This window comes from Kosakonia sp. YIM B13588 (genome assembly GCF_042788165.1).
Taxonomy (GTDB): Bacteria; Pseudomonadota; Gammaproteobacteria; order Enterobacterales; family Enterobacteriaceae; genus Kosakonia; species Kosakonia sacchari.
Window position 1 is genome coordinate 26,184 of the sequence record NZ_JBHZPO010000003.1, and the last position, 20,328, is coordinate 46,511.

The 20,328-nt window shown below is 54.9% G+C and carries 16 protein-coding genes; 8 read left to right on the forward strand and 8 right to left on the reverse strand.

What is annotated here, in order from left to right:
* Positions 1 to 3 precede the first annotated feature (3 nt).
* Positions 4 to 1,086 carry an agmatine deiminase gene (aguA, locus tag ACFX4U_RS07650; protein ID WP_313507986.1) on the forward strand — a complete coding sequence of 361 codons (1,083 nt, stop codon included), beginning with the start codon at positions 4 to 6 and terminating at the stop codon, positions 1,084 to 1,086.
* A 31-nt stretch (positions 1,087 to 1,117) separates the two neighbouring features.
* On the opposite strand, the gene ACFX4U_RS07655 is transcribed toward aguA, so the two are convergent.
* A complete protein-coding gene (locus ACFX4U_RS07655) occupies positions 1,118 to 1,525 on the reverse strand; it encodes a GNAT family N-acetyltransferase (RefSeq protein ID WP_313507987.1) in 408 nt (135 codons plus the stop codon).
* A gap of 307 nt (positions 1,526 to 1,832) precedes the next feature.
* Between ACFX4U_RS07655 and ACFX4U_RS07660 the strand changes: the two genes are divergently transcribed.
* Positions 1,833 to 3,482: an alpha,alpha-trehalase gene (locus tag ACFX4U_RS07660; RefSeq protein ID WP_017458277.1), complete on the forward strand. Its 1,650-nt coding sequence runs from the start codon at positions 1,833 to 1,835 to the stop codon at positions 3,480 to 3,482.
* A gap of 125 nt (positions 3,483 to 3,607) precedes the next feature.
* Here the strand turns inward: ACFX4U_RS07660 and ACFX4U_RS07665 are convergent, their stop codons facing one another.
* Positions 3,608 to 5,197 (reverse strand): STY4199 family HEPN domain-containing protein, encoded by a 1,590-nt coding sequence (locus ACFX4U_RS07665; RefSeq protein ID WP_313507988.1) that lies wholly within the window; start codon positions 5,195 to 5,197, stop codon positions 3,608 to 3,610.
* A 157-nt stretch (positions 5,198 to 5,354) separates the two neighbouring features.
* Here ACFX4U_RS07665 and ACFX4U_RS07670 point away from each other — a divergent pair, with 157 nt between their 5' ends.
* Both ACFX4U_RS07670 and ACFX4U_RS07675 read left to right on the forward strand, forming a co-directional pair.
* Positions 5,355 to 5,888 carry a GNAT family protein gene (locus tag ACFX4U_RS07670; protein ID WP_313507989.1) on the forward strand — a complete coding sequence of 178 codons (534 nt, stop codon included), beginning with the start codon at positions 5,355 to 5,357 and terminating at the stop codon, positions 5,886 to 5,888.
* A 71-nt stretch (positions 5,889 to 5,959) separates the two neighbouring features.
* Positions 5,960 to 6,358, forward strand: a complete 399-nt coding sequence (locus ACFX4U_RS07675) for a YdeI family stress tolerance OB fold protein (RefSeq protein ID WP_313507990.1) — start codon at positions 5,960 to 5,962, stop codon at positions 6,356 to 6,358.
* A gap of 44 nt (positions 6,359 to 6,402) precedes the next feature.
* On the opposite strand, the gene ACFX4U_RS07680 is transcribed toward ACFX4U_RS07675, so the two are convergent.
* Positions 6,403 to 7,161 carry an SDR family oxidoreductase gene (locus ACFX4U_RS07680; protein WP_313507991.1) on the reverse strand — a complete coding sequence of 253 codons (759 nt, stop codon included), beginning with the start codon at positions 7,159 to 7,161 and terminating at the stop codon, positions 6,403 to 6,405.
* A 118-nt stretch (positions 7,162 to 7,279) separates the two neighbouring features.
* Between ACFX4U_RS07680 and ACFX4U_RS07685 the strand changes: the two genes are divergently transcribed.
* The 3 genes from ACFX4U_RS07685 to ACFX4U_RS07695 all read left to right on the forward strand — a co-directional run bounded on the left by ACFX4U_RS07685 (position 7,280) and on the right by ACFX4U_RS07695 (position 10,852).
* The gene (locus tag ACFX4U_RS07685) at positions 7,280 to 8,182 is read left to right on the forward strand and encodes a LysR family transcriptional regulator (RefSeq protein WP_305737546.1); all 903 of its coding nucleotides are present in this window, start codon (positions 7,280 to 7,282) and stop codon (positions 8,180 to 8,182) included.
* A 49-nt stretch (positions 8,183 to 8,231) separates the two neighbouring features.
* On the forward strand, positions 8,232 to 9,263 hold the full coding sequence (gene yhjD / locus ACFX4U_RS07690; protein ID WP_305734734.1) for an inner membrane protein YhjD: 1,032 nt from the start codon (positions 8,232 to 8,234) through the stop codon (positions 9,261 to 9,263).
* Between the two features lie 272 nt (positions 9,264 to 9,535).
* Positions 9,536 to 10,852: an MFS transporter gene (locus ACFX4U_RS07695; RefSeq protein WP_200551266.1), complete on the forward strand. Its 1,317-nt coding sequence runs from the start codon at positions 9,536 to 9,538 to the stop codon at positions 10,850 to 10,852.
* A 50-nt stretch (positions 10,853 to 10,902) separates the two neighbouring features.
* Here ACFX4U_RS07695 and ACFX4U_RS07700 read toward each other — a convergent pair whose 3' ends face one another.
* Complete coding sequence (locus ACFX4U_RS07700) at positions 10,903 to 12,957, reverse strand: AsmA family protein (RefSeq protein WP_313507992.1); 2,055 nt, start codon at positions 12,955 to 12,957, stop codon at positions 10,903 to 10,905.
* A 67-nt stretch (positions 12,958 to 13,024) separates the two neighbouring features.
* A complete protein-coding gene (pdeH, locus tag ACFX4U_RS07705; protein WP_305734732.1) occupies positions 13,025 to 13,795 on the reverse strand; it encodes a cyclic-guanylate-specific phosphodiesterase in 771 nt (256 codons plus the stop codon).
* 233 nt (positions 13,796 to 14,028) lie between these two features.
* Here pdeH and ACFX4U_RS07710 point away from each other — a divergent pair, with 233 nt between their 5' ends.
* The gene (locus tag ACFX4U_RS07710) at positions 14,029 to 14,958 is read left to right on the forward strand and encodes a sugar kinase (protein WP_200551263.1); all 930 of its coding nucleotides are present in this window, start codon (positions 14,029 to 14,031) and stop codon (positions 14,956 to 14,958) included.
* 43 nt (positions 14,959 to 15,001) lie between these two features.
* Here the strand turns inward: ACFX4U_RS07710 and ACFX4U_RS07715 are convergent, their stop codons facing one another.
* The 3 genes from ACFX4U_RS07715 to hmsP form a co-directional block, all read right to left on the reverse strand.
* Positions 15,002 to 16,501 (reverse strand): pitrilysin family protein, encoded by a 1,500-nt coding sequence (locus tag ACFX4U_RS07715; RefSeq protein WP_313507993.1) that lies wholly within the window; start codon positions 16,499 to 16,501, stop codon positions 15,002 to 15,004.
* Positions 16,502 to 16,718: 217 nt separating this feature from the next.
* Positions 16,719 to 18,005 carry a dicarboxylate/amino acid:cation symporter gene (locus ACFX4U_RS07720; protein ID WP_200551261.1) on the reverse strand — a complete coding sequence of 429 codons (1,287 nt, stop codon included), beginning with the start codon at positions 18,003 to 18,005 and terminating at the stop codon, positions 16,719 to 16,721.
* A 157-nt stretch (positions 18,006 to 18,162) separates the two neighbouring features.
* Positions 18,163 to 20,169, reverse strand: a complete 2,007-nt coding sequence (hmsP, locus tag ACFX4U_RS07725) for a biofilm formation regulator HmsP (protein ID WP_313507994.1) — start codon at positions 20,167 to 20,169, stop codon at positions 18,163 to 18,165.
* Positions 20,170 to 20,328 lie beyond the last annotated feature (159 nt).

Below are 20,328 nucleotides of genomic sequence, written 5' to 3' on the forward strand. Positions count from 1 at the left end.
GCGATGGTACAGCTGACCACGCCCGTGAAAGATGGTTTCGCCATGCCGGCGGAATGGGCGCCGCATCAGGCGGTGTGGATGATTTGGCCCTACCGCACCGATAACTGGCGTGCCGACGCCGCGCCGGCGCAGCAGGCGTTTTCTGCGGTCGCCAAAGCGATTTCGCGCAACACGCCAGTGATCATGGGTGTGCCTGCCGCCGAAATGGCCAAAGCGCGCGCCACCATGCCAGCGGAAGTGACGCTGGTAGAAATGGAAAGCGATGATGCCTGGATGCGCGATACGGGCCCGACCGTGGTGGTCAATAACGCCGGTGAAAAGCGTGGTATTAGCTGGACATTTAACGCCTGGGGCGGGCTGAATGGCGGTTTGTATGCAAGCTGGGATCGCGATCAGTTGGTGGCCGGGCAGGTTGCGGCTTACCACCAGATGCCATGCTATAACACCGATTTGGTGCTGGAAGGCGGCTCCATTCACGTCGATGGCGAAGGCACGTTGCTGACCACTGCGGAATGTTTGCTGAACCGGAACCGCAACCCGCATCTGAGTAAAGCGCAGATCGAGCAGCAACTGCGCGACTATCTGGGCGTGACGCAGATTATCTGGTTGCCGGAAGGGGTGTTCAATGACGAAACCGACGGTCATATCGATAACATGTGCTGTTTCGTTCGTCCTGGCGAAGTCGCTCTGCACTGGACTGACGACCAGAACGATCCGCAGTACGCGCGCTCCGTTGCCGCGCTTGAGGTGCTGGAAAACACTAAAGATGCGCAAGGACGCACGCTGAAAGTGTGGAAAGTGCCATCTCCGCTGCCGCTGTTCGCCAGCGCTGAAGAGACCAGCGATGTCGAAAAAGGCACAGCGATTGAGCGCCACGAAGGCAACCGCCTGGCGGGTTCCTACGTTAACTACCTGGTCAGTAACCAGCAGATTATTTACCCGCTGCTGGATTCGGCGACCGATGGCGCAGCGCAAGCACTGTTCGAAGAGATGTTCCCGGATTTCGTCATTACTGGCGTTCCGGCGCGTGAGATTTTGCTCGGCGGTGGCAACATCCACTGCATTACGCAGCAAATCCCGCGTTGATCCTTACCCCGGCGGCGTTCGTCGCCGGGTTTTACACCGTGCGCGACATACGAATGTATTGCACTTCTTGTTTATAAAACGGTTCGCCTTGCGCCATAAAACCAAAGCGCGCGTAAAATGCCGCCGCCGACGTTCTGGCATCCAGTTGCACAAACTCAACGCCCGCCTGGACTAACTTTTCCAGCACGCCCTGCAACAGAAAGCGGCCATAACCTTGCTGCTGATGCGTTTGCAAGGTGGCGAATTTGCGGATTTGGCACCGCCGTTCATCAAGCATAAAAACCGATAAGCAACTGACAATTTGCCCGGTTTCAAGCACACCAAAATGGCGGGCATCGTCATCACCTTCTACGCGCGAAGCATTACGGGGAAAATGCGGCCACAGTACCGTATGGCGGATATCGAGACATTGCTCTAACGTAATAGAGACGAGCTGCAAAGGCTTTTCCTCAGTCATTGCGGGGGTACTGACCGGCTACACCCCATGATTAGGTTATGCGGGCGATTATTCACAAATCGTTGCAAAACGAATGCTCCTAATTTCGCCGCTGCGTTAAATGAGCTTCAGTACGTTTTATACACTATTAATCAGTAGGTTGTGAGTTTTGGCGTTCATTTCTTACCACGCTAAAACGTGATCGACTGCACACTTCGTCCTTCACGGATCGAAGCGAATGTCTACGCTTAATAGATAGCCGGGCAACACCCGTAATTTTTTACGACGACATCCGGAGGCCATAATCCTTATGTTCAACCAGAAACTACAAAGCGCAGAATCCGTCGAGTTCGTGATTGAGGAAGAGATCGTCTACGAAACCGATCCGTGCGAGTTAAAACTGGATGAAATGATCGAGGCGGAGCCGGAGCCGGAAATGATCGAAGGGTTACCGGCGTCCGACGCGCTAACCCCTGCCGATCGTTATCTTGAATTGTTTGAACACGTGCAGTCGTCGCGCATTTTTGCCGACAGTAAAACCTTTCCCGACTGCGCGCCGAAAATGGATCCGCTCGATATTCTGATTCGCTATCGCAAAATCAAACGTAAACCGGAGTTCGATCTGCGCCAATTCGTGAAAGCGCATTTCTGGATGCCGGAGGACTATTCCAAAGCGTATGTCTCCAACCCGGAGAACTCGTTAAAAGAGCATATCGACCAGTTGTGGCCGATACTCACCCGCGAGCCGCAGGATCACATTCCGTGGTCCTCTCTGCTGGCGCTGCCGCAGGCTTACATTGTGCCCGGCGGACGATTCCGCGAGACCTACTACTGGGATTCCTACTTCACTATGCTGGGGCTGGCAGAGAGCGGTCGCGACGATTTGCTGCGCTGTATGGCGGATAACTTCGCATGGATGATTGAGCGTTACGGTCATATTCCGAACGGCAACCGCACGTATTATCTGAGCCGCTCGCAGCCGCCAGTTTTCGCGCTGATGGTCGAGCTATTTGAAGAGGACGGCGTACGCGGTGCGCGGCGCTATCTTGATCACCTGTTAATGGAGTACGCGTTCTGGATGGATGGCGCCGAATCGCTGGCGCTGAACCAGGCGTACCGCCACGCGGTGCGTATGCCAGACGGTTCGCTGCTCAACCGCTACTGGGACGATCGCGACACGCCGCGCGACGAATCCTGGCTTGAGGACGTTGAAACCGCGCGCCATTCAGGGCGACCGGCAAGTGAAGTCTATCGCGATTTGCGCGCGGGCGCGGCTTCCGGCTGGGACTACTCCTCGCGCTGGCTGCGCGATGCGCAACGGCTGGCGAGCATTCGCACCACGCAGTTTATCCCGATTGATTTGAACGCGTTTCTGTTCAAACTGGAAAGCGCGATTGCCAATATTTCCGGGCTTAAAGGCGACAGAGAACGCGAAGCGCTGTTCCGCCAGAAAGCGAGCGACCGCCGCGCGGCCGTGAACCGCTATCTGTGGGATGACGAGAATGGCTGTTATCGTGACTACGACTGGCGTCGTGAGCAGATGGCGCTGTTTTCCGCGGCCAGTATTGTCCCGCTGTATGTGGGTATGGCGACTCATGAGCAGGCAGAGCGGCTGGCGGACGCCGTAAAAGCACGCCTGCTCACACCTGGCGGTATTCTGGCAACAGAGTACGAAACCAGCGAACAGTGGGATAAACCCAACGGCTGGGCACCGCTGCAATGGATGGCGATCCAGGGCTTCAAAATGTACGGTAACGACTCGCTGGGCAATGAGATCGCCCATAGCTGGTTGCAGACGGTAAATCACTACTATCAGCAGCATCACAAGCTGATTGAGAAGTACCACATCGCCAGCAGTACGCCGCGAGAAGGTGGCGGGGGTGAATACCCGTTACAGGATGGTTTCGGCTGGACGAACGGTGTGGTGCGCCGCCTTATCGGTTTGTACGGCGAACCGTAAGCTGCCGCTTCAGCGGCGCGCTATCACTTGATTGGCTATGCTGGCATATCCTGGTCGCTTACGTTTGTAAGCGCCAGGATGTGCCAGTTTGCTGTTCGTAACGCGAAAGCATGTGCCTGAGAAAATTAATCAATCACGTCATAAATCGAGGTTTGAATATCCGACCACTTGCGATTTTCATCCGACGGATCGGCTTCGAAACGTAACTGCGCTTGCTCCATCTCATACCGCTGACGATCTACTACCGGCTTGACGGTACAAAACGCGCGTAAATAGTCGCGCGTAATCGAGGTCAGCTTTTTGTTGTTCACCGCCATTTCATGGGTCAGCGTCGCGATAAAACGGCGACAAGGGCGATTCTCATCCATTTGCAAGCGATATCTCAGCAGCAGATCCAGCACATCGTTGTAATCCGCTATAACCGCGTTTTCCGTCCAGGAGAGTTTCCAGTTCATCCCGGTACGTAAAAACAGCGACACCACGCGCGTATCGTTGCGATCAATCGCCGCACGGAAATTATTTTCGTCGCGCGGCAGCCCCAGGCGGCTGAGTTCCTCTTTTGGTGAGGGGCGTTCGCGATCCTCGGCAATCGGCACGGTAACCCGGGCCTGGCGCGCCACCGGTCCAGACATCCCGCTGGTAAACATCCAGAAGGCGCCAATCACCATCAGCAACACCATCACACCGACCGCGCTCCACAGCACGCCAGAGAGCATCTGGTCGCGCTCTTCGCGGCTGCGCACTGATCGTTTTGCGGGCTTATCAATACTGTCACGCATCGGCATCGCATCACCTCCGGCAGCGCGATCTTTTTTCCGCGTCTGCTCCCAGTAAGCGTCTAACTCCCCGCCGGCCTCACGCAGTATTTCAGCGGGATTGGTTTGCGTGCGCCCCTCGTCAAACGCGCGCTGAACCGGTCCGGTAATTTGCGGATAATAGCTGTTCAATAACAGCAACTGATTAGAGGTGAGCGGCTGTCCTGACACCACGCTTGCGCGCATCTGGCGAATGTCATCCAGAAAGGTTTGCAACGTTTTGCGCGGTTCAAGTAGCAGGTTCAGCTCCGAGGCGTCATTAAACAGCCGGGCATAACGCTGGCTAAACTCTTTTTTATCTATCAGCAACAGTGCCAGCTCGCTAAACCGCATGCCGCTCAGTACATCATTGTGATCGCCAAGCCGTAACCAGCGCCGCACACGATCGGCACCAAACTGTGTTTTCAGGTGATTACGCAGCTTTTCGCTATCCGGCCACACCTGCATCACCAGCGATTTAATCATCGTTTCCATGGCGCGAAGCTGCTGTAGCCCTTGCCGCTGCTGCGCATCATCCGACGGCAAGACCGTGTTGTAGCTCAGCAACTTCTGCTTATTACGCAGGTTTTCCAGCGCGCTGATAAATCGCAGCGCCGCAATAAGCTGATTTTCCGTCACATTCTGCCCGCTCTCATATCGCGGAACGAGCTGCTGCAAGTGACGCAGCTGTAAAGTGAACTGTGTTAATTCCGCATCGTTGAGTTTGAGTCGTTTAGCCACCGCGCCCCAGCCACCCAAACTCAGGCGCGCAACATCCAGTTGTTCCAAAAACCAGCGCGGGTCTTTGCCTTCATCAAAATGCACATTCAGCAGCAATAAGATTTCAACAGACGCCTCGCGAATAATAGCAATGCATTTTTCAAACTGTTCACCCGTATTCAATGGGGCAGAAAGAGTCATTATTTTCCTTTAAGTACAACTGAAGAAACAATTAACTGGCCAACCTGAGCGCTTAATTTTTTCTTTATTTATGAGTAGCTAAAAGATAGCGCAGTTGACGATTATTATCAGTGATAGTGGTTTCAAGCCGAAAAAAAAACAGCAGGAGACATTCACTGTGTTAATACTTTTTACCCCAAGACTGACCTGCTCGCCAATAACAGAAGAGGCATGGTCATTCTTTATTTCGCTGCAACAAGATCCGCAGGTAATGCGCTATGTTGCCGATGCCCGCAGTGAACATGAGATCCGTGAAGCATTCGACGCCCGGCTGGCTCCCTGGTCCCCCGGCAGCCGCCACTGGCTCTGCCTGCTGGTACGCGACACGGCGACAAACGAACCGCTGGGCGTAACCGGTTATATTCACCGCGAGGATGATTGCGCCGAAGTCGGCTTCCTGTTCGCGACTGCCGCGCAGGGCAAAGGTTATGGTCAGGAGTCGCTAAAAGCGCTGTGTGATTACGCCTTCAGCGAAGGCGGTATTCGTAAACTCACCGCTACCGTAACGGCGGGAAATCACGCATCCCGACACTTGCTGGAAAAAACAGGATTTATCCTCGAAGGCGAATTGCGCGAGTCCTACTGGCTGGGAGGACGCTGGCATAACGACTGGCTGTTTGGCTTACTGCGCCAAGAATATGACGAAAAATGATAATTCGTCAGCATAGTTCGCTATGCTCTGCCAGGCTTAAGGACGTGTTCTGGCAATATTCAGGAGAGGTTATGAAGAAAATTGTGCTTGCCGCCAGTCTGGTGGCGCTGTTCTCCATGACGGCATTCGCAGAAGAAGCCCCCGGTCTGAAAGCGGACAAAGCGCCGCCACCGCCGCATAAAATGGATGACGGCTATCGCGGCATGGAAGATGCGCGCACCATGACCGTCAAACAGGCAAAAGCCCTGCATGATGGCGCGTCCGTCTCGCTGCGCGGTAACCTGGTTGAGAAGGAGAGCGGTGATCTTTACCTGTTCCGCGACAAAACCGATCAGATTCAGCTTTATATCCCTGTGGCGATATTTGATGGTAAATCCGTGTCGCCGGATGAACTGGTCGGCATCAGCGGTTCGCTGGATAAAAAACAACAACCGGCGCGTGTTCGGGTAACGCATTTTCAGAAACAGTAACACTGCACGCCCGGGAGCGAAAACGCCGCCGGGCGTGACCAGTTTTACAGGAACATCCCGCCCGACACTTCCACGCGTTGCGCCGTCATCCAGGCCAAATCGTCACTCAGCAATGCGGCAATCGCATCGCCGATATCATCGGGCTGCCCGACGCGGCCCAGCGCGGTTTGCGAGGCAATGTACTGGTGAACCTGCTCATTATCCCGCACCACGCCGCCGCTGAAATCGGTGGCAATCGCGCCCGGCGCGATGATGTTGACGGAAATACCGCGCTCGCCTAGCTCTTTCGCCTGATAGCGGGTCAACACTTCCATCGCCCCTTTTACTGCGGCGTAGCTGGCACGACCCGGCTGGCAGAAACGCGTTAAGCCAGTCGAAACATTCAGAATGCGCCCGCCCTCTTTTATCAGCGGCAACAGCAACTGCGTCAGAAAGAATGGTCCTTTAAAATGGATGTTCACCATCTGGTCGAATTGCTCTTCGCTGGTTTCAGCGAAAGTTGCGCTGATACCGACGCCAGCATTGTTCAATAAATAATCGAATGTCTCGCGTTGCCACACCGATTTCAACTGTTCCTGCACATTACGCAAAAAAGCATCAAACCCGGTGATATCGCCGACGTTAAGTTGCAATGCCACCGCTTTCACGCCTTTTTGCTCAATTTCACGCACCACGTTCTGCGCTTCTTCGGCGTTACTGTTGTAGGTCAGGATAATACCCGTTCCCTTCGCCGCCAGCTTCAGCGCCGCGTTTTTACCCAAACCGCGGCTGCCACCCGTCACTAAAGCAATATGTTGTGTCATAAGAAACCTCGTTTCGCTGTTGTCAGACTGTGGAAAAAGCTTATTAGCTGACTAATAAACAATAAAGGTGCTAAATTACGCTTCACTGTTTCACTACAGGCAACAATCGAGTGTGGTGATGGATAAAATTTACGCAATGCAACTGTTTATTCGCGTGGCGGAACTGGAGAGTTTCTCCCGCGCGGCGGATTCGATGGGGCTGCCTAAAGGTAGCGTATCGCGCCAGATTCAGGCGCTGGAGACGCACCTCGGCACCCAGTTGTTGCACCGCACCACGCGCCGCGTCCAGCTCACGCAGGACGGCATGGTTTACTACGAGCGGGCGAAAGATCTGCTGGCGAATATGGATGAGCTCGACGGCATGTTCCTGCATGATCCATCGAGCATCAGCGGTCGTTTGCGCGTCGATATGCCGGTCGGGGTGGCGAAAAACCTTGTGATCCCGCGCCTGCCCGCTTTCCTGCAACAATACCCCGGCATTGAACTGGAGCTCAGCAGCAGCGACAGGCTGGTGGATATTATTCGCGAAGGGTTCGACTGCGTCGTGCGCGTCGGCACGCTCAAAGATTCCGGCCTGATCGCCCGCCAGCTCGGTCGGCTGTCGGTCATTAACTGCGCCAGCCCCGATTATCTGGCGCGTTTTGGCTACCCCGAAACGCTCGACGACTTATCCTCCCACGCGCTGGTGCATTACGCCGTTAACCTCGGTACGCGCCCGCCGGGCTTTGAGGTCTGGCAGGATAAGCAGACACACTGGGTGAAAACGGGTGGAATACTGACGGTAAACAGCACCGAAACATACCACTCTGCCTGCCTGGCCGGATTAGGGATTATTCAGGTTCCGCGCGTGGGCGTACGCGAAGCGCTGCGGACGGGGAAACTGGTGGAGATCCTGCCGCAATATCGTGCGGAACCGATGCCGGTTTCGCTGATTTACCCGCACCGCCGTAATTTGTCGCGCCGCGTGCATCTGTTTATGGAGTGGCTGGCAACCGTGCTGAAGGATTACGTCGACCACTAGCAGCTATAATTTCAGTTACAACACATTCAGGAGAAGGAAAACAGACCTGATGACGCCGGAAAATCATGAAAAACGCCCGACGCAAGACCTCGACTACGAACCCGTCAGGAAGATGGCTGAGCAGCCCACCGAAAAGAAACATTCTGCCCCCACTGCCGCCAGTACAACGCTGGCATCACTCACCGACATGGTGCAAAAGATCCAGCGCTGGCCTGTGGTTGCACACCTGATCCGCGCAACGGAACGTTTTAACGACCGCATGGGTAACCAGTTTGGCGCGGCTATCACCTACTTCTCGTTTCTGTCGATGATACCCATCATGATGGTGTCGTTTGCCGCCGCCGGTTTTGTACTCGCCTCGCACCCAACGCTATTGCAGGACATCTTCAATAAAATCCTGATGAGCGTGAGCGACCCGACGATGGCTTCGACACTGCAAAACACCCTCAATATTGCCGTGCAGCAGCGCACGACGGTAGGGATTGTCGGGCTGGCTATCGCCCTCTATTCCGGCGTGAACTGGACCGGCAACCTGCGTGAGGCGATCCGCGCTCAGTCGCGCGATGTCTGGGAGCGTAACGCGCAGGATGAAGAAAAAATCTGGGTAAAGTATTTCCGCGACTTCATTTCGCTGATTGGCTTGTTAGTCGCGCTGATCGTGACGCTTTCAATAACGTCGGTGGCGGGCTCCGCGCAACAGTTGATCATCAACGCGCTGCATCTCAATTACATCGAATGGCTGAAACCAGCCTGGCGGCTGATTGGCCTGGCCATTTCTATTTTCGCGAACTATTTGCTCTTCTTCTGGATCTTCTGGCGTTTGCCGCGCCACCGCCCGCGCAAGAAAGCGCTGATCCGCGGTACATTTCTCGCCGCAATTGGGTTTGAAGTGATCAAAATCATCATGACCTGGACACTGCCATCGCTGGTGAAATCGCCCTCCGGTGCGGCGTTTGGTTCGGTGCTCGGGCTGATGGCATTCTTCTACTTCTTTGCTCGTCTGACGCTATTTTGCGCCGCGTGGATCGCCACCGCGCAGTACAAAGGCGACCCGCGCATGCCGGACAAAACCCACCGCTAATCCTGCTATCGGGCTGAAGGAAATGGAATATTTCAGCCCGCTCGGCGTTTTCAGCATGAAAATCCAGTCCGTAACTTTTATTTAACCAAAAACCAGTTTTATTCTCTAATTATTAAAAACTGTGAAGCATTTCATAGAAGGTAAATCGTGAGTCTGAAAATTATTCGCTTTTTGCCTGTTTTTCGCGCGAAAACCCGGTTTGTTACAGATTGAAATGTCGCTTTTGCTGTGGCTAATATGGTCGTTCGTTCGCGCAAAAATAAGAAAATTCTATGCAAGCTACAGCTACAACTTTCGACAACGAGCAGGAAAATCCGCCGGTAAATTCACGTAATAAAGTCGTCGTTGCGTCTCTGATTGGCACCGCCATCGAGTTCTTCGATTTCTATATTTACGCCACCGCCGCGGTGATTGTGTTCCCGCATATCTTCTTCCCGCAGGGCGACCCGACGGCCGCCACGCTACAGTCTCTGGCGACCTTCGCCATTGCTTTTATTGCGCGCCCGATTGGTTCCGCTGTGTTTGGACACTTTGGCGACCGCGTTGGCCGTAAAGTGACGCTGGTGGCGTCGCTGCTGACGATGGGGATTTCAACCGTGCTGATCGGCCTGCTGCCGGGGTACGAAACCATCGGCGTAATGGCACCGTTGCTGCTGGCACTGGCGCGTTTCGGCCAGGGTCTGGGGTTGGGCGGCGAATGGGGCGGCGCGGCGCTGCTGGCCACGGAAAACGCCCCGCCGCGCAAACGCGCGCTGTACGGCTCTTTCCCGCAACTGGGCGCGCCAATTGGCTTCTTCTTTGCGAACGGCACCTTCCTGCTGCTCTCCTGGTTACTGACCGATGAGCAGTTTATGGCGTGGGGCTGGCGCGTGCCGTTTATCTTCTCTGCCGTGCTGGTGCTGATTGGCCTGTACGTTCGCGTTTCGCTGCATGAAACACCAGTGTTCGCCAAAGTCGCCGCCGCGAAGAAACAGGTGAAAGTGCCGCTGGGCACGCTGCTGACCAAACATATGCGCGTCACCGTGCTGGGCACCTTTATCATGCTGGCGACCTACACGCTGTTCTACATTATGACGGTCTACTCCATGACCTTCAGTACCTCGCCGCAGGGCCTTGGACTGCCGCGTAACGAAGTGCTATGGATGCTGATGATGGCGGTAATCGGTTTTGGTGTGATGGTGCCAGTCGCTGGCCTGCTGGCGGACGCGTTTGGCCGCCGTAAAAGCATGATTGTTATCACGTCGCTGATTATTCTGTTCGCACTGTTTGTTTTCCCGCCGCTGCTCGGTTCCGGTAGCCCGGCGCTGGTGATGGCCTACCTGCTGATTGGCCTGAGCCTGATGGGGCTGACCTTCGGCCCGATGGGCGCGCTGCTGCCGGAGTTGTTCCCGACGGAAGTGCGTTATACCGGCGCGTCATTCTCTTACAACGTGTCGTCGATCCTCGGCGCATCGGTGGCACCTTATATCGCCACCTGGCTGCAGGCGAATTATGGTCTGATGTACGTCGGGATTTACCTGGCCGCGATGGCAACATTAACGCTTATCGCGCTGCTGCTGACTCACGAAACCAAACACCAGTCGCTGTAACCTTTTTGCCCTCTCTTCGCTGAAGAGAGGGCCACTTCCCGTTGTGCTGCTTAGTGTTTCATCTGCGACAAAATGGTCTGGCACTGATTCTGTTCGCCTTCTGATGGCGAGATCAACGCCAACAGTGCCGCCGCCGGGGTGACTAAGGTTGCCAGCGCTGCTGCCACCGCACCGCGCGCAATCAACGGCCCGGGTTTAACGCCCGCCTGCGGGTTTTTAAAACTGCCACGCACATACAGCGGAGAACGCAGCGTGACAATCCGCACGCCTTTGCTTTCAGGATCAATGGTTAAGTCGAGTTGTTCCGACGCCATGCTGGCGGTGCCGGTAATGTTAATCAGCGCGTTTTCCGTATCAAAAGCGAAGATTTGCGGACGCGCGACACCGTTGACTAAATCAAGGTTCGCAGCGGCGCAATTCACCCGTACTTCGTCATCACCAAACAGCTGACCGACAATATAGTTGCCGACGTTAAGACCGAGAATTTCCATCAGGTTACGGCTGACCACACCGTCGTTCATCAACAGTTTCAGGTTGCCGTTGCTGGTGCCCAGCAGCGCCGCCACGGAGTTGCCCACGCCGCGAAGCTCTGCGTCACCGTTCATCTCACCGAGGGTTTTCTGCATCAGTTCAACATCGGGCATCAGCTCTTTGAGCTTCAGCCGCCGCGCCTGAATCTCCGCCCGCCCTTGCATCGGTTTTTTATCCCCTTCGAGATGGATATTCGATGAGATGGTGCCGCCCGCAAGACCAAATTTCAGCGGTTGCAGGCGCAGGTCGGCATTTTTCAGCAGAATATGGGTCGACAAGTCGCTGATGGGTAGCGTTGAGCCGTGCTCAATCCGGCGGCCTTTAAAGCGCACATCGGCATCCATTACGTCCCATTTGTCGGTTTCAAAGCGGTCATACGGCAGCACCTTGCCCGCCGGTTGCCCCGCTTTCTCACCCTTTTGCTGCTCGGTGCGTTTTGACTGCTCAGCGCCTTTGCCGGAATCGACACCAATCAGCGGCCCCAAATCCGCCAGCCGTAACTGGCGCGATTCAACGTCGCCTTCCAGTTTTGGTCGCGGTTTGCCGGTGGTGTAGCGCAGCGTGCCATGAATATCGCTTTCGCCGATATGACCATTAAAGTCGCGATAGTCATACACCGACCCTTTTTCGTTGTTGAGATTCGCGATGAGATGGCCATCGGTTTCAAATGGCGGCGTATCCGGCAGCAGCACGCCGGTTAAATCATACAGTTCGCCAAGGGAGTTACCACCGAACTTGAGTTGCAGGTCGGCACCGCCCATGTTCATTGGGTCGTTAATGGTGCCGACAAACGCCACGCGCGTGTTACCGGAGCGGAAATCGGCCTGCACCGGGAAAGGCGTCCCTTCGCTGCGCAGCGCCAGCATGCCGCCGATTTTGCCATTGCCGGAGAGCGGCTGGCCGTTGTAATGCCCTTTCGCCGTCAAACCAAAGACGTAATCCCCGGCTTTGACTTTGCTGTCGCTTTTGCCGGTCACTTCGCTAAACGGCAGCGGCTTGCCTAAGGGATTTACCAGAATCTCGATATCGGCGCGGTTGAGTGCATCATCAATGTCGATACGCCCACGATCAAAAAGAATATTATCCAGCCGGAATGACCAACTGGAAGGCTGCGCATTGGCGTCTTTGTTGGCGTCACTGGCGAGCGTGAAGGTCCAGTTATTGAGCTTTTCCGAGCGACGAATCAGCCTGGCATCGGGTTGTTGCAGTTTGATCCACGGCAGGTAAACGGTTTTGGTGAATAGCGCCAGCGGCGCGAGGGTGGCTTCAACGCGGGGTAAATGCACCATCGTCACTTCGTCGATGCCCGGCGGGTTGCCCAGGATAATATCGTCGGCGTGAACATGCGGCCATGGAACCCAACTGCGCCAGCCGGTTTCCTCTTTTTGCCGCTCCCACACCACGCCCAAATCGCCGCGAATAGCGAACGGACGGTTAAGCTCCATGGAGACTTTTTCGTTAATGGTGGGTTTGAGGCGGTTCCAGTCGAATGTGGCGATGATGATAATGGCGACCACAATCAGCAACAGCAACGTCGCGAAGACGGCGTTAATCGCTTTACTCGTTTTTGTCATCGTTCTGCCTTTCCTTTAAAGCCTTACCTGTCATAAAGATAGTAGAGGCTCGCGGAAAGGGCTGCGGTTACAGTTCGAGTATCACGTGTTCAAGTTTGGCTAAAGGAACCGGACGGGAGAGAAAGTAGCCTTGTGCCGCGTAAGCAGGCGAATCCTGAACATCGCGCCACTCTTCCAGCGTTTCCACACCTTCGACAATCACGCCCTGGCAATAGCGGTTCATCAACTGCAACAGCATGGTGAACAGATTTTGCCCTTCCGGCGTTTTACGCAGCATGATGAACAGATCGCGCGCCACTTTGATGTAGTCGTAACGCACTTCGCTTAACGCAGAGAAATTCGCCATGCCGGTGCCAAAGTCGTCCAGCCACAGCGGGCCGATTTCGCTGATCGAGGCGAACGTTGAATCCTGCGGTAGACGGATATGTTCCACCAGTTCAAAGCGGATCCACGGCAGCGAATTAACCAGTGTCATCAGATCGGTATCCTGGCGCATCGCCAGCAGCGTTGGGCCATCAACATTCACCGAGGCCAGCACATCATTGCTGAGGAAAAACGCTTTTTGTTCCGCCAGCAGCGCCACTTGCTCATGCACCACATCAACACGCTGGCGCACCGCCACTTCGGAAAAGTAGCGATCCGGCGCAATTCGCGTTTCCGGCTGCGACGGATGGGTAACAATGGTCAATACTTCAACAGCCATCAGACGACCATCGGTTTTATAGATGGGCTGATAAGTATAAGCACGTTCGCATTGCAGCCAATAACGACGCTCCTGCAAGCTTTCAATGCTTGCTTCCGGAATGTTTAGCTGCTGGATGACCTGCTTTAACTTCATTTCTGCTGTCCTGTCGAAGGCGATGACCGGGAGGAATTCGTCAATGAGTTATCGGCGGGCGTGTCGATAACTTTACGCTCCGTCTGCGGGCAAATTTAAAAACCGCCGACGGGAAATCTGCCAGGAACAGGCTTTAGCTCAAAAAAATACTGGAACGTTGTTTTAATATAGTTGACCACGAATCACCCACTAACGCACACTACCGTTAATTTATCTGATCCAGGTTGATGACTATGTCCAGGAAAATTGCCGTCATTGGCGAATGCATGATTGAACTGTCACAAAAAGGCACGGAAGTGAACCGTGGCTTTGGTGGCGATACGCTTAACACGTCTGTTTATATCGCCCGCCAGGTCAATCCTGCGGCGCTTTCCGTGCACTATGTTACCGCGCTTGGCACCGACAATTTCAGCCAGCAGATGCTGGATGCCTGGCAAAGCGAGGATGTCGATACCAGCCTGACACAACGGATGGAAAACCGCCTGCCTGGTCTCTATTACATCGAAACCGACAGCACCGGCGAGCGTACTTTTTACTACTGGCGTAACGAAGCGGCCGCCAAATTCTGGCTGGAGAGCGAGCAGTCTGCGGCTATCTGCGAACAGCTTGCGACCTTCGATTATCTCTACCTGAGCGGCATCAGCCTTGCCATTCTTAGCCCGACAAGCCGCAACAAGCTGTTGTCGTTGCTGCAGGCATGCCGTGCGAATGGCGGCAAAGTGATTTTTGATAACAACTACCGTCCGCGCCTGTGGGCAAGCAAAGAAGAGACGCGTCTGGTTTATCAGCAAATGCTGGCTTGCACGGATATCGCGTTCCTGACGCTGGATGACGAAGACCTGCTGTGGGGCGAGAAACCGGTGGAAGAAGTTATCGAACGCACGCAGCGCGCGGGCGTAAAAGAAGTGGTTATTAAGCGCGGCGCAGACTCCTGCCTGGTAGCGATTGCTGGTGAAGCGCTGGTGGAAGTTCCGGCGGTGAAACTGCCGAAAGAGAAAGTGGTTGATACCACAGCAGCCGGGGATTCCTTCAGCGCGGGTTACCTGTCAGTACGTCTGACCGGTGGCGACGCGACAGAAGCGGCAAAACGCGGGCATTTAACCGCCAGCACGGTCATTCAGTATCGCGGCGCGATTATTCCGCGCGATGCCATGCCGCAATAACGGAGTTCACCCCTCTCCTTTACCGGAGAGGGGCAATTAAGCATCACTGCTGCGGGGGAATGTCCGAGACGTCAGAATGGCTTTCGTCACCACTGGCAGCAGGCGCTGCGGCGTTATCCGCTGGTGGTGCCATCACTTCATCCCACGTTGCCTGCAAATCCTTCATGTTGAACTCCGGCTCACCTTTCGGCTGCAGCAATACCAGCGCCATATCCTGTGAAAGCTGCTGATGCAGATCCTGATTCAGCATCTGCGGCGTCAGGTTGTTCAGGAAGTTCTGGCGCAGCTTTTGATACTGCTCCGGCGCAATATCCACCACCTGGTTTTGCAAAGAACGCATCCGCTGGCTGATCAGAATATCGGTACTGGCGCGCGCATAGGTGGCGAACAGCTTTTGCAGCTCAAGGTTTTTCTGCGCGATAAGCGCTTTAAATTCCTCTTCCGGCAGCCCTTTCTCACGCACTTTCGCCAGCTCACGCGCAATCACGCCGACGTTGGTATTGAGCTTGTCATTGGGTGAATCAACGTTAATGGCGCATTGCGCCCGCTGGAACAGCACCCGGCAGTCAAAACCGAGACCAATCTCTTTGGCGTTGTTTTTGCTCAGGTTCTGCTGGATATGCCAGAACAGGGCTTCACGTGCCAAATCCGCACGCCAGTAACGCTCAAGCGCGGCAGACTCGCGAATCGGTTGCCAGGCGGAATCCCACATAATCGACAAACGATCCTGGGTGACGCCTTCGGTCATCAAGCTAACCGACTGGCGCGGCAGCGGCGACAGCGTCGCAACCGGCGCAGGCGTCTGGCGTTTTCCTTTCAGCTCGCCGAAGGTTTTACCTATCTGCTCGGCGATGGCGCGGCTATCTACGTTGCCGACCACAATCAGCGTCATGGCGTCCGGCGTGTACCATTTTTCGTAGAAACCTTTCAGTTGTGCCGCATCAACCGGCTCTTTCAGCGTTCCGGCGGGATCGTGCCCCAGCAGCGGCGAACCTTTCAGCCGGTAGCGCCACCAGCTGTCTTTGGTATCGGGCGGCCAGGTAGCAACCATATCGTTGCTGGCGAGGGCGTGATTGACCGTTTCCGGCGTGATGGTGAGATTGCCGACGGCATCCGCCAGGTAAACCATCGCCTCTTTCAGCAGGTCGCTGCGGTTGTTCGGTATGCTGAGGTTATATTGCGTGTATTCGTAGGAGACCAGCGCCGGCGGCAGCGGGCGCTTCGGGTCAATACCTTGTTGCCACAGCGAGCGCACCTGGGAAGGTTCAAGCCGACCACTATGGGTCAACGCAACGCGGGGGATAAAGTGGCTGAAACCGCTCTGTTGGCTGCCTTCGGTGAGCGAACCGGTATCAATAGACAGGCGAATCTCAATGCGATCGCTGGGGCGCTGGGGCGTGGCCAGAACTTGCCACTGAAAACCATTTGCCAGCGTCCCTTGTTGCCAGGCCGGGTCAGGCTGGAGCGCATCTGCCTGCACATAACCGACAGCCGCCAGCATCAGCAAACCGCCCGTTAACAGTCGAATTTTTGTGCCCTGCATGTGAACCCCTAATCAACATTCCTGGTTAAAAAGTATGCCCGCACAAAGGGGCTAAAAGCGTGTTAAAACACTTCGCTTTTAGACCGCGGGAAATGCAAAACGTCACATCGCGACGTGAATTATCACGAAATTTCATCGTAAATTGTGACGAGCCCAGGAGGTAATTATGCGCAGGTACCCGCAGCCCGACAAGGGACTGCGGTCATAAGTCACGAAATTATGAAGAAATTCCGGGGGTTTTCGCCGCGCTGGAACGGTTATCCAGCGTGTCGACCAGCTGTTTTTGATCGAGCTCTTTTACCCATTTCGCCACCACGATAGTCGCGACGCCGTTGCCCACCAGGTTGGTCAGCGCGCGTGCTTCGGACATAAAGCGGTCGATGCCCAGAATCAGCGCCAGCCCCGCCACCGGCAAGTGCCCGACGGCGGAAAGCGTGGCAGCCAGCACTATAAACCCGCTGCCCGTCACCCCGGCGGCGCCTTTTGACGACAGCAGCAGCACGACCAGCAGCGTTATCTGATGGAAAATATCCATATGGCTGTTGGTCGCCTGAGCGATAAACACCGCCGCCATCGTCAGATAAATGGAGGTGCCATCCAGGTTGAAGGAGTAGCCGGTTGGGATAACCAGCCCGACTACTGATTTACGGCAGCCCAGGCGCTCCATCTTCTCCAGCATGCGCGGCAGTGCCGATTCAGACGAAGAGGTACCCAGAACGATCAGCAGTTCCTCACGGATATAGCGGATAAATTTGAAGATGCTGAAGCCTGTAACACGGGCGATTGTGCCCAGCACCACCACCACAAACAGAATACAGGTGGCATAAAAGCAGATAATCAACTGGCCGAGTTGCACCAGCGTACCGACACCATATTTGCCGATGGTAAACGCCATCGCCCCGAATGCGCCAATCGGCGCCAGGCGCATGATCATATTGATGATGCCGAAGATCACCTGCGAGAAACTTTCGATAACGTTAAAAATCAGTTGGCCTTTATGGCCTAAGCGATGCAGCGCGAAGCCAAACAGCACCGCGAACAGCAGCACCTGGAGAATATTGCCGCTGGCGAAAGCGCCAATCACGCTCGCCGGTATGACATCAAGCAAGAAGGCGACAATCCCCTGCTGTTGCGCCTGCTCGGCATAAACCGCCACGGCTTTGGCATCAAGTGTTGCAGGGTCAACGTTCATTCCGGCGCCCGGTTGCACCACGTTAACGATAACCAGCCCGATAATGAGCGCCAGCGTACTGACAATTTCGAAGTAGAGCAGTGCAACCGCACCGGTACGACCCACCGCCTTCATGCTTTCCATGCCGGCGATACCAGTAACAACAGTACAGAAAATCACCGGGGCAATGATCATCTTGATGAGCTTCACGAAGCCATCACCAAGCGGTTTCATCTGCGCCCCGAGTTCAGGGTAGTAATGACCAAGCAGAATACCGATGGCAATCGCGGTCAGAACCTGAAAGTAGAGACTTTTAAACAGGGAGGTTTTCATAAGGTGTCCTTGATATTAAACCTCAGGCTTTGTAGGGTTTTCAGTTAGCCTGCGGTTTAAAAATAACACCCGTCAAACATGACAGAAATAAACTTACATCAAATCTGAAACAACAATGTTAAAAACTTTGAACTGACTCGCACAAGCCCGTAACAAATTACGTGTTTTCAGGCTTATCCGATACGGCGAAAAACTGCTGTTCAAACGCCTCGGCAGACGCCGCGCGGCCAAATAAAAAGCCCTGTGCCACATCAACACCCGCATCAGCCAGCCATGCCCGCTGCGCTTCATTCTCCACGCCCTCAGCGACGATGCGCAGATCCAGACTACGTGCCAGGTGGATAATGGCGGCCACCATGCTGTTTTCATCCGGCAAGCCTTCAATAAACATTTTGTCGATTTTCAGCACATCCACCGGCAGCGACTTCATATGATGCAGCTGGCGCAGCCCGGCATAGCCCATGCCGAAATCATCCAGCGCAATGCGCACCCCGGCGTCACGCAGCGGGCGCAAAATCGCTACTGCTGCCTGGGGATCATCAATATGGCGGCTTTCTGTCACTTCGAGGATCAACGTTTGCGGCGCAATACGGTAACGCTGCAACAAATCCAGCATATCGGCCAGCATGGTGGGATGCGTCAACTGGCAGGCCGAGAGGTTCACCGAGAGCGGCAGCATAATGCCGCGCGATTGCCAGCCCGCCAGCAGACGGCAGGACTCTTCCAGCACCCAATACCCGACGTTGACCATCAAGCCGCAGGACTCAATACGTTCGATAAGCCCTTCCGGTAATGCCCAGCTGCCATCTGGTTGGCGCAAACGGAGCAACGCTTCCGCGCTCACCAGTTCGCCGCTCGCCGCATCCACCTGCGGCTGCAACCAGATCGCGAAACGTCCCTCATCAAGCGCGGTAAGAATGTCGCTCTCCTGCGCCAGCCATTGCTGTGCCTGCTCCATCTGCTCTGGATCGAAGAACTGGATCTGGTTTTTCCCTTTGCGCTGTGCGCTAACGACAGCAGAAGCCGCCCGGTGGTAAAGCTGCCCGGCAGAAAGGTTGCCGTCAAACATCGCCACACCAATATTGGCATTGGGACGCAGTTGGATGCCATGCAGCGGCACACGTTCGTTAATTACAGTGAGCACTTGCTTACCCAGCGTCATCGCATGCCACGGCTCACTCACATCGTGGGCGATAATCGCAAAGTCATAGGCGCTCACCTGCGCCAGCACCCTGTTCGGCGTCAGTATCGATTTCAGTTTCTCCACCAGCGTCAGCAACAACATCTCGCGCTGAGACTCCTGCAGCACACCGGCGGTATCACGCAGCGTGTCGCAGGCGACAACCAGCAGCGCTGTCGGGTTTTGCCGGGTCACCGTTTGCTCCAGCAGCGCCATCAGGAAAGCTTTATTCGGCAGTTCAGAAACCGGGAAATGCGTCGCCTGGGTGTTCAGCTCTTCTTGCTGGCGCAGCAGCAACTGTTGATTGCGGTTGTAGCTGCGCACCATGATGCCAATTTCATCATCATGATGGAGGCGAGGCACCGGCAGTTGATGCCCGGCAAGCTCCTGCGCCGGAAGATCATTAAGCGCCCGGGAAATTTTTCGCAGCGGGTGAACCACCAGCCGGTTGATACACCAGGTGAGCGCCACCGTGAGCATTAACGTTAAAAGTAAGTAAGCCGTCACTAACGTTGATAAGGTACTGATGACGAACTTATAAACCCGGTATGAATCCGCCTGCAGCACCAGGTAGGCCAGCGGTTGCGGGTTTGCCGGACGCTCCAGCGAATAGATGGGCAAGGAGATCTGTACGGGCAGTTCAAACATCCGGGTGATCATCACCGGAACCGGACGTTCCGGGATAAAACTCATGCGCAAGGCCTGAAATTGATTCGGCAGTACCACATCCGCGCGGCTGACAACGCCCGCCGGTTTAATCTGTTTGATAATCGCTTCTGCTTCGGGAATATCGGCTTTTAAAATCGCCGCTGAAAGCGGTTCACGTACGGAGCGGGCAATGCTTTCCAGTTGTGTAGCCGTGTTATAGCGATTCTGCTGTAAGAAATGGAACAGCAAAATGACGCAGAAAATAAAAACAAACACCATAGAGACAACAGCAACCATGGCCATTTGTTTAATGGTTAAAGAACGGCTGACACGCAAAATCACTCTCCAGAGACACAATGAGCGCAGAACAGAAAAAAAGGGTATTTAGCCGCCAGAGTATACTCTATCGCACGTCGCTTGAGATAAACCGCTAAGCAGAATCTCAATTCGCGGAAAACTGCGGGGAAAGAAGGTGATAACTTCTTGAATCGCTGG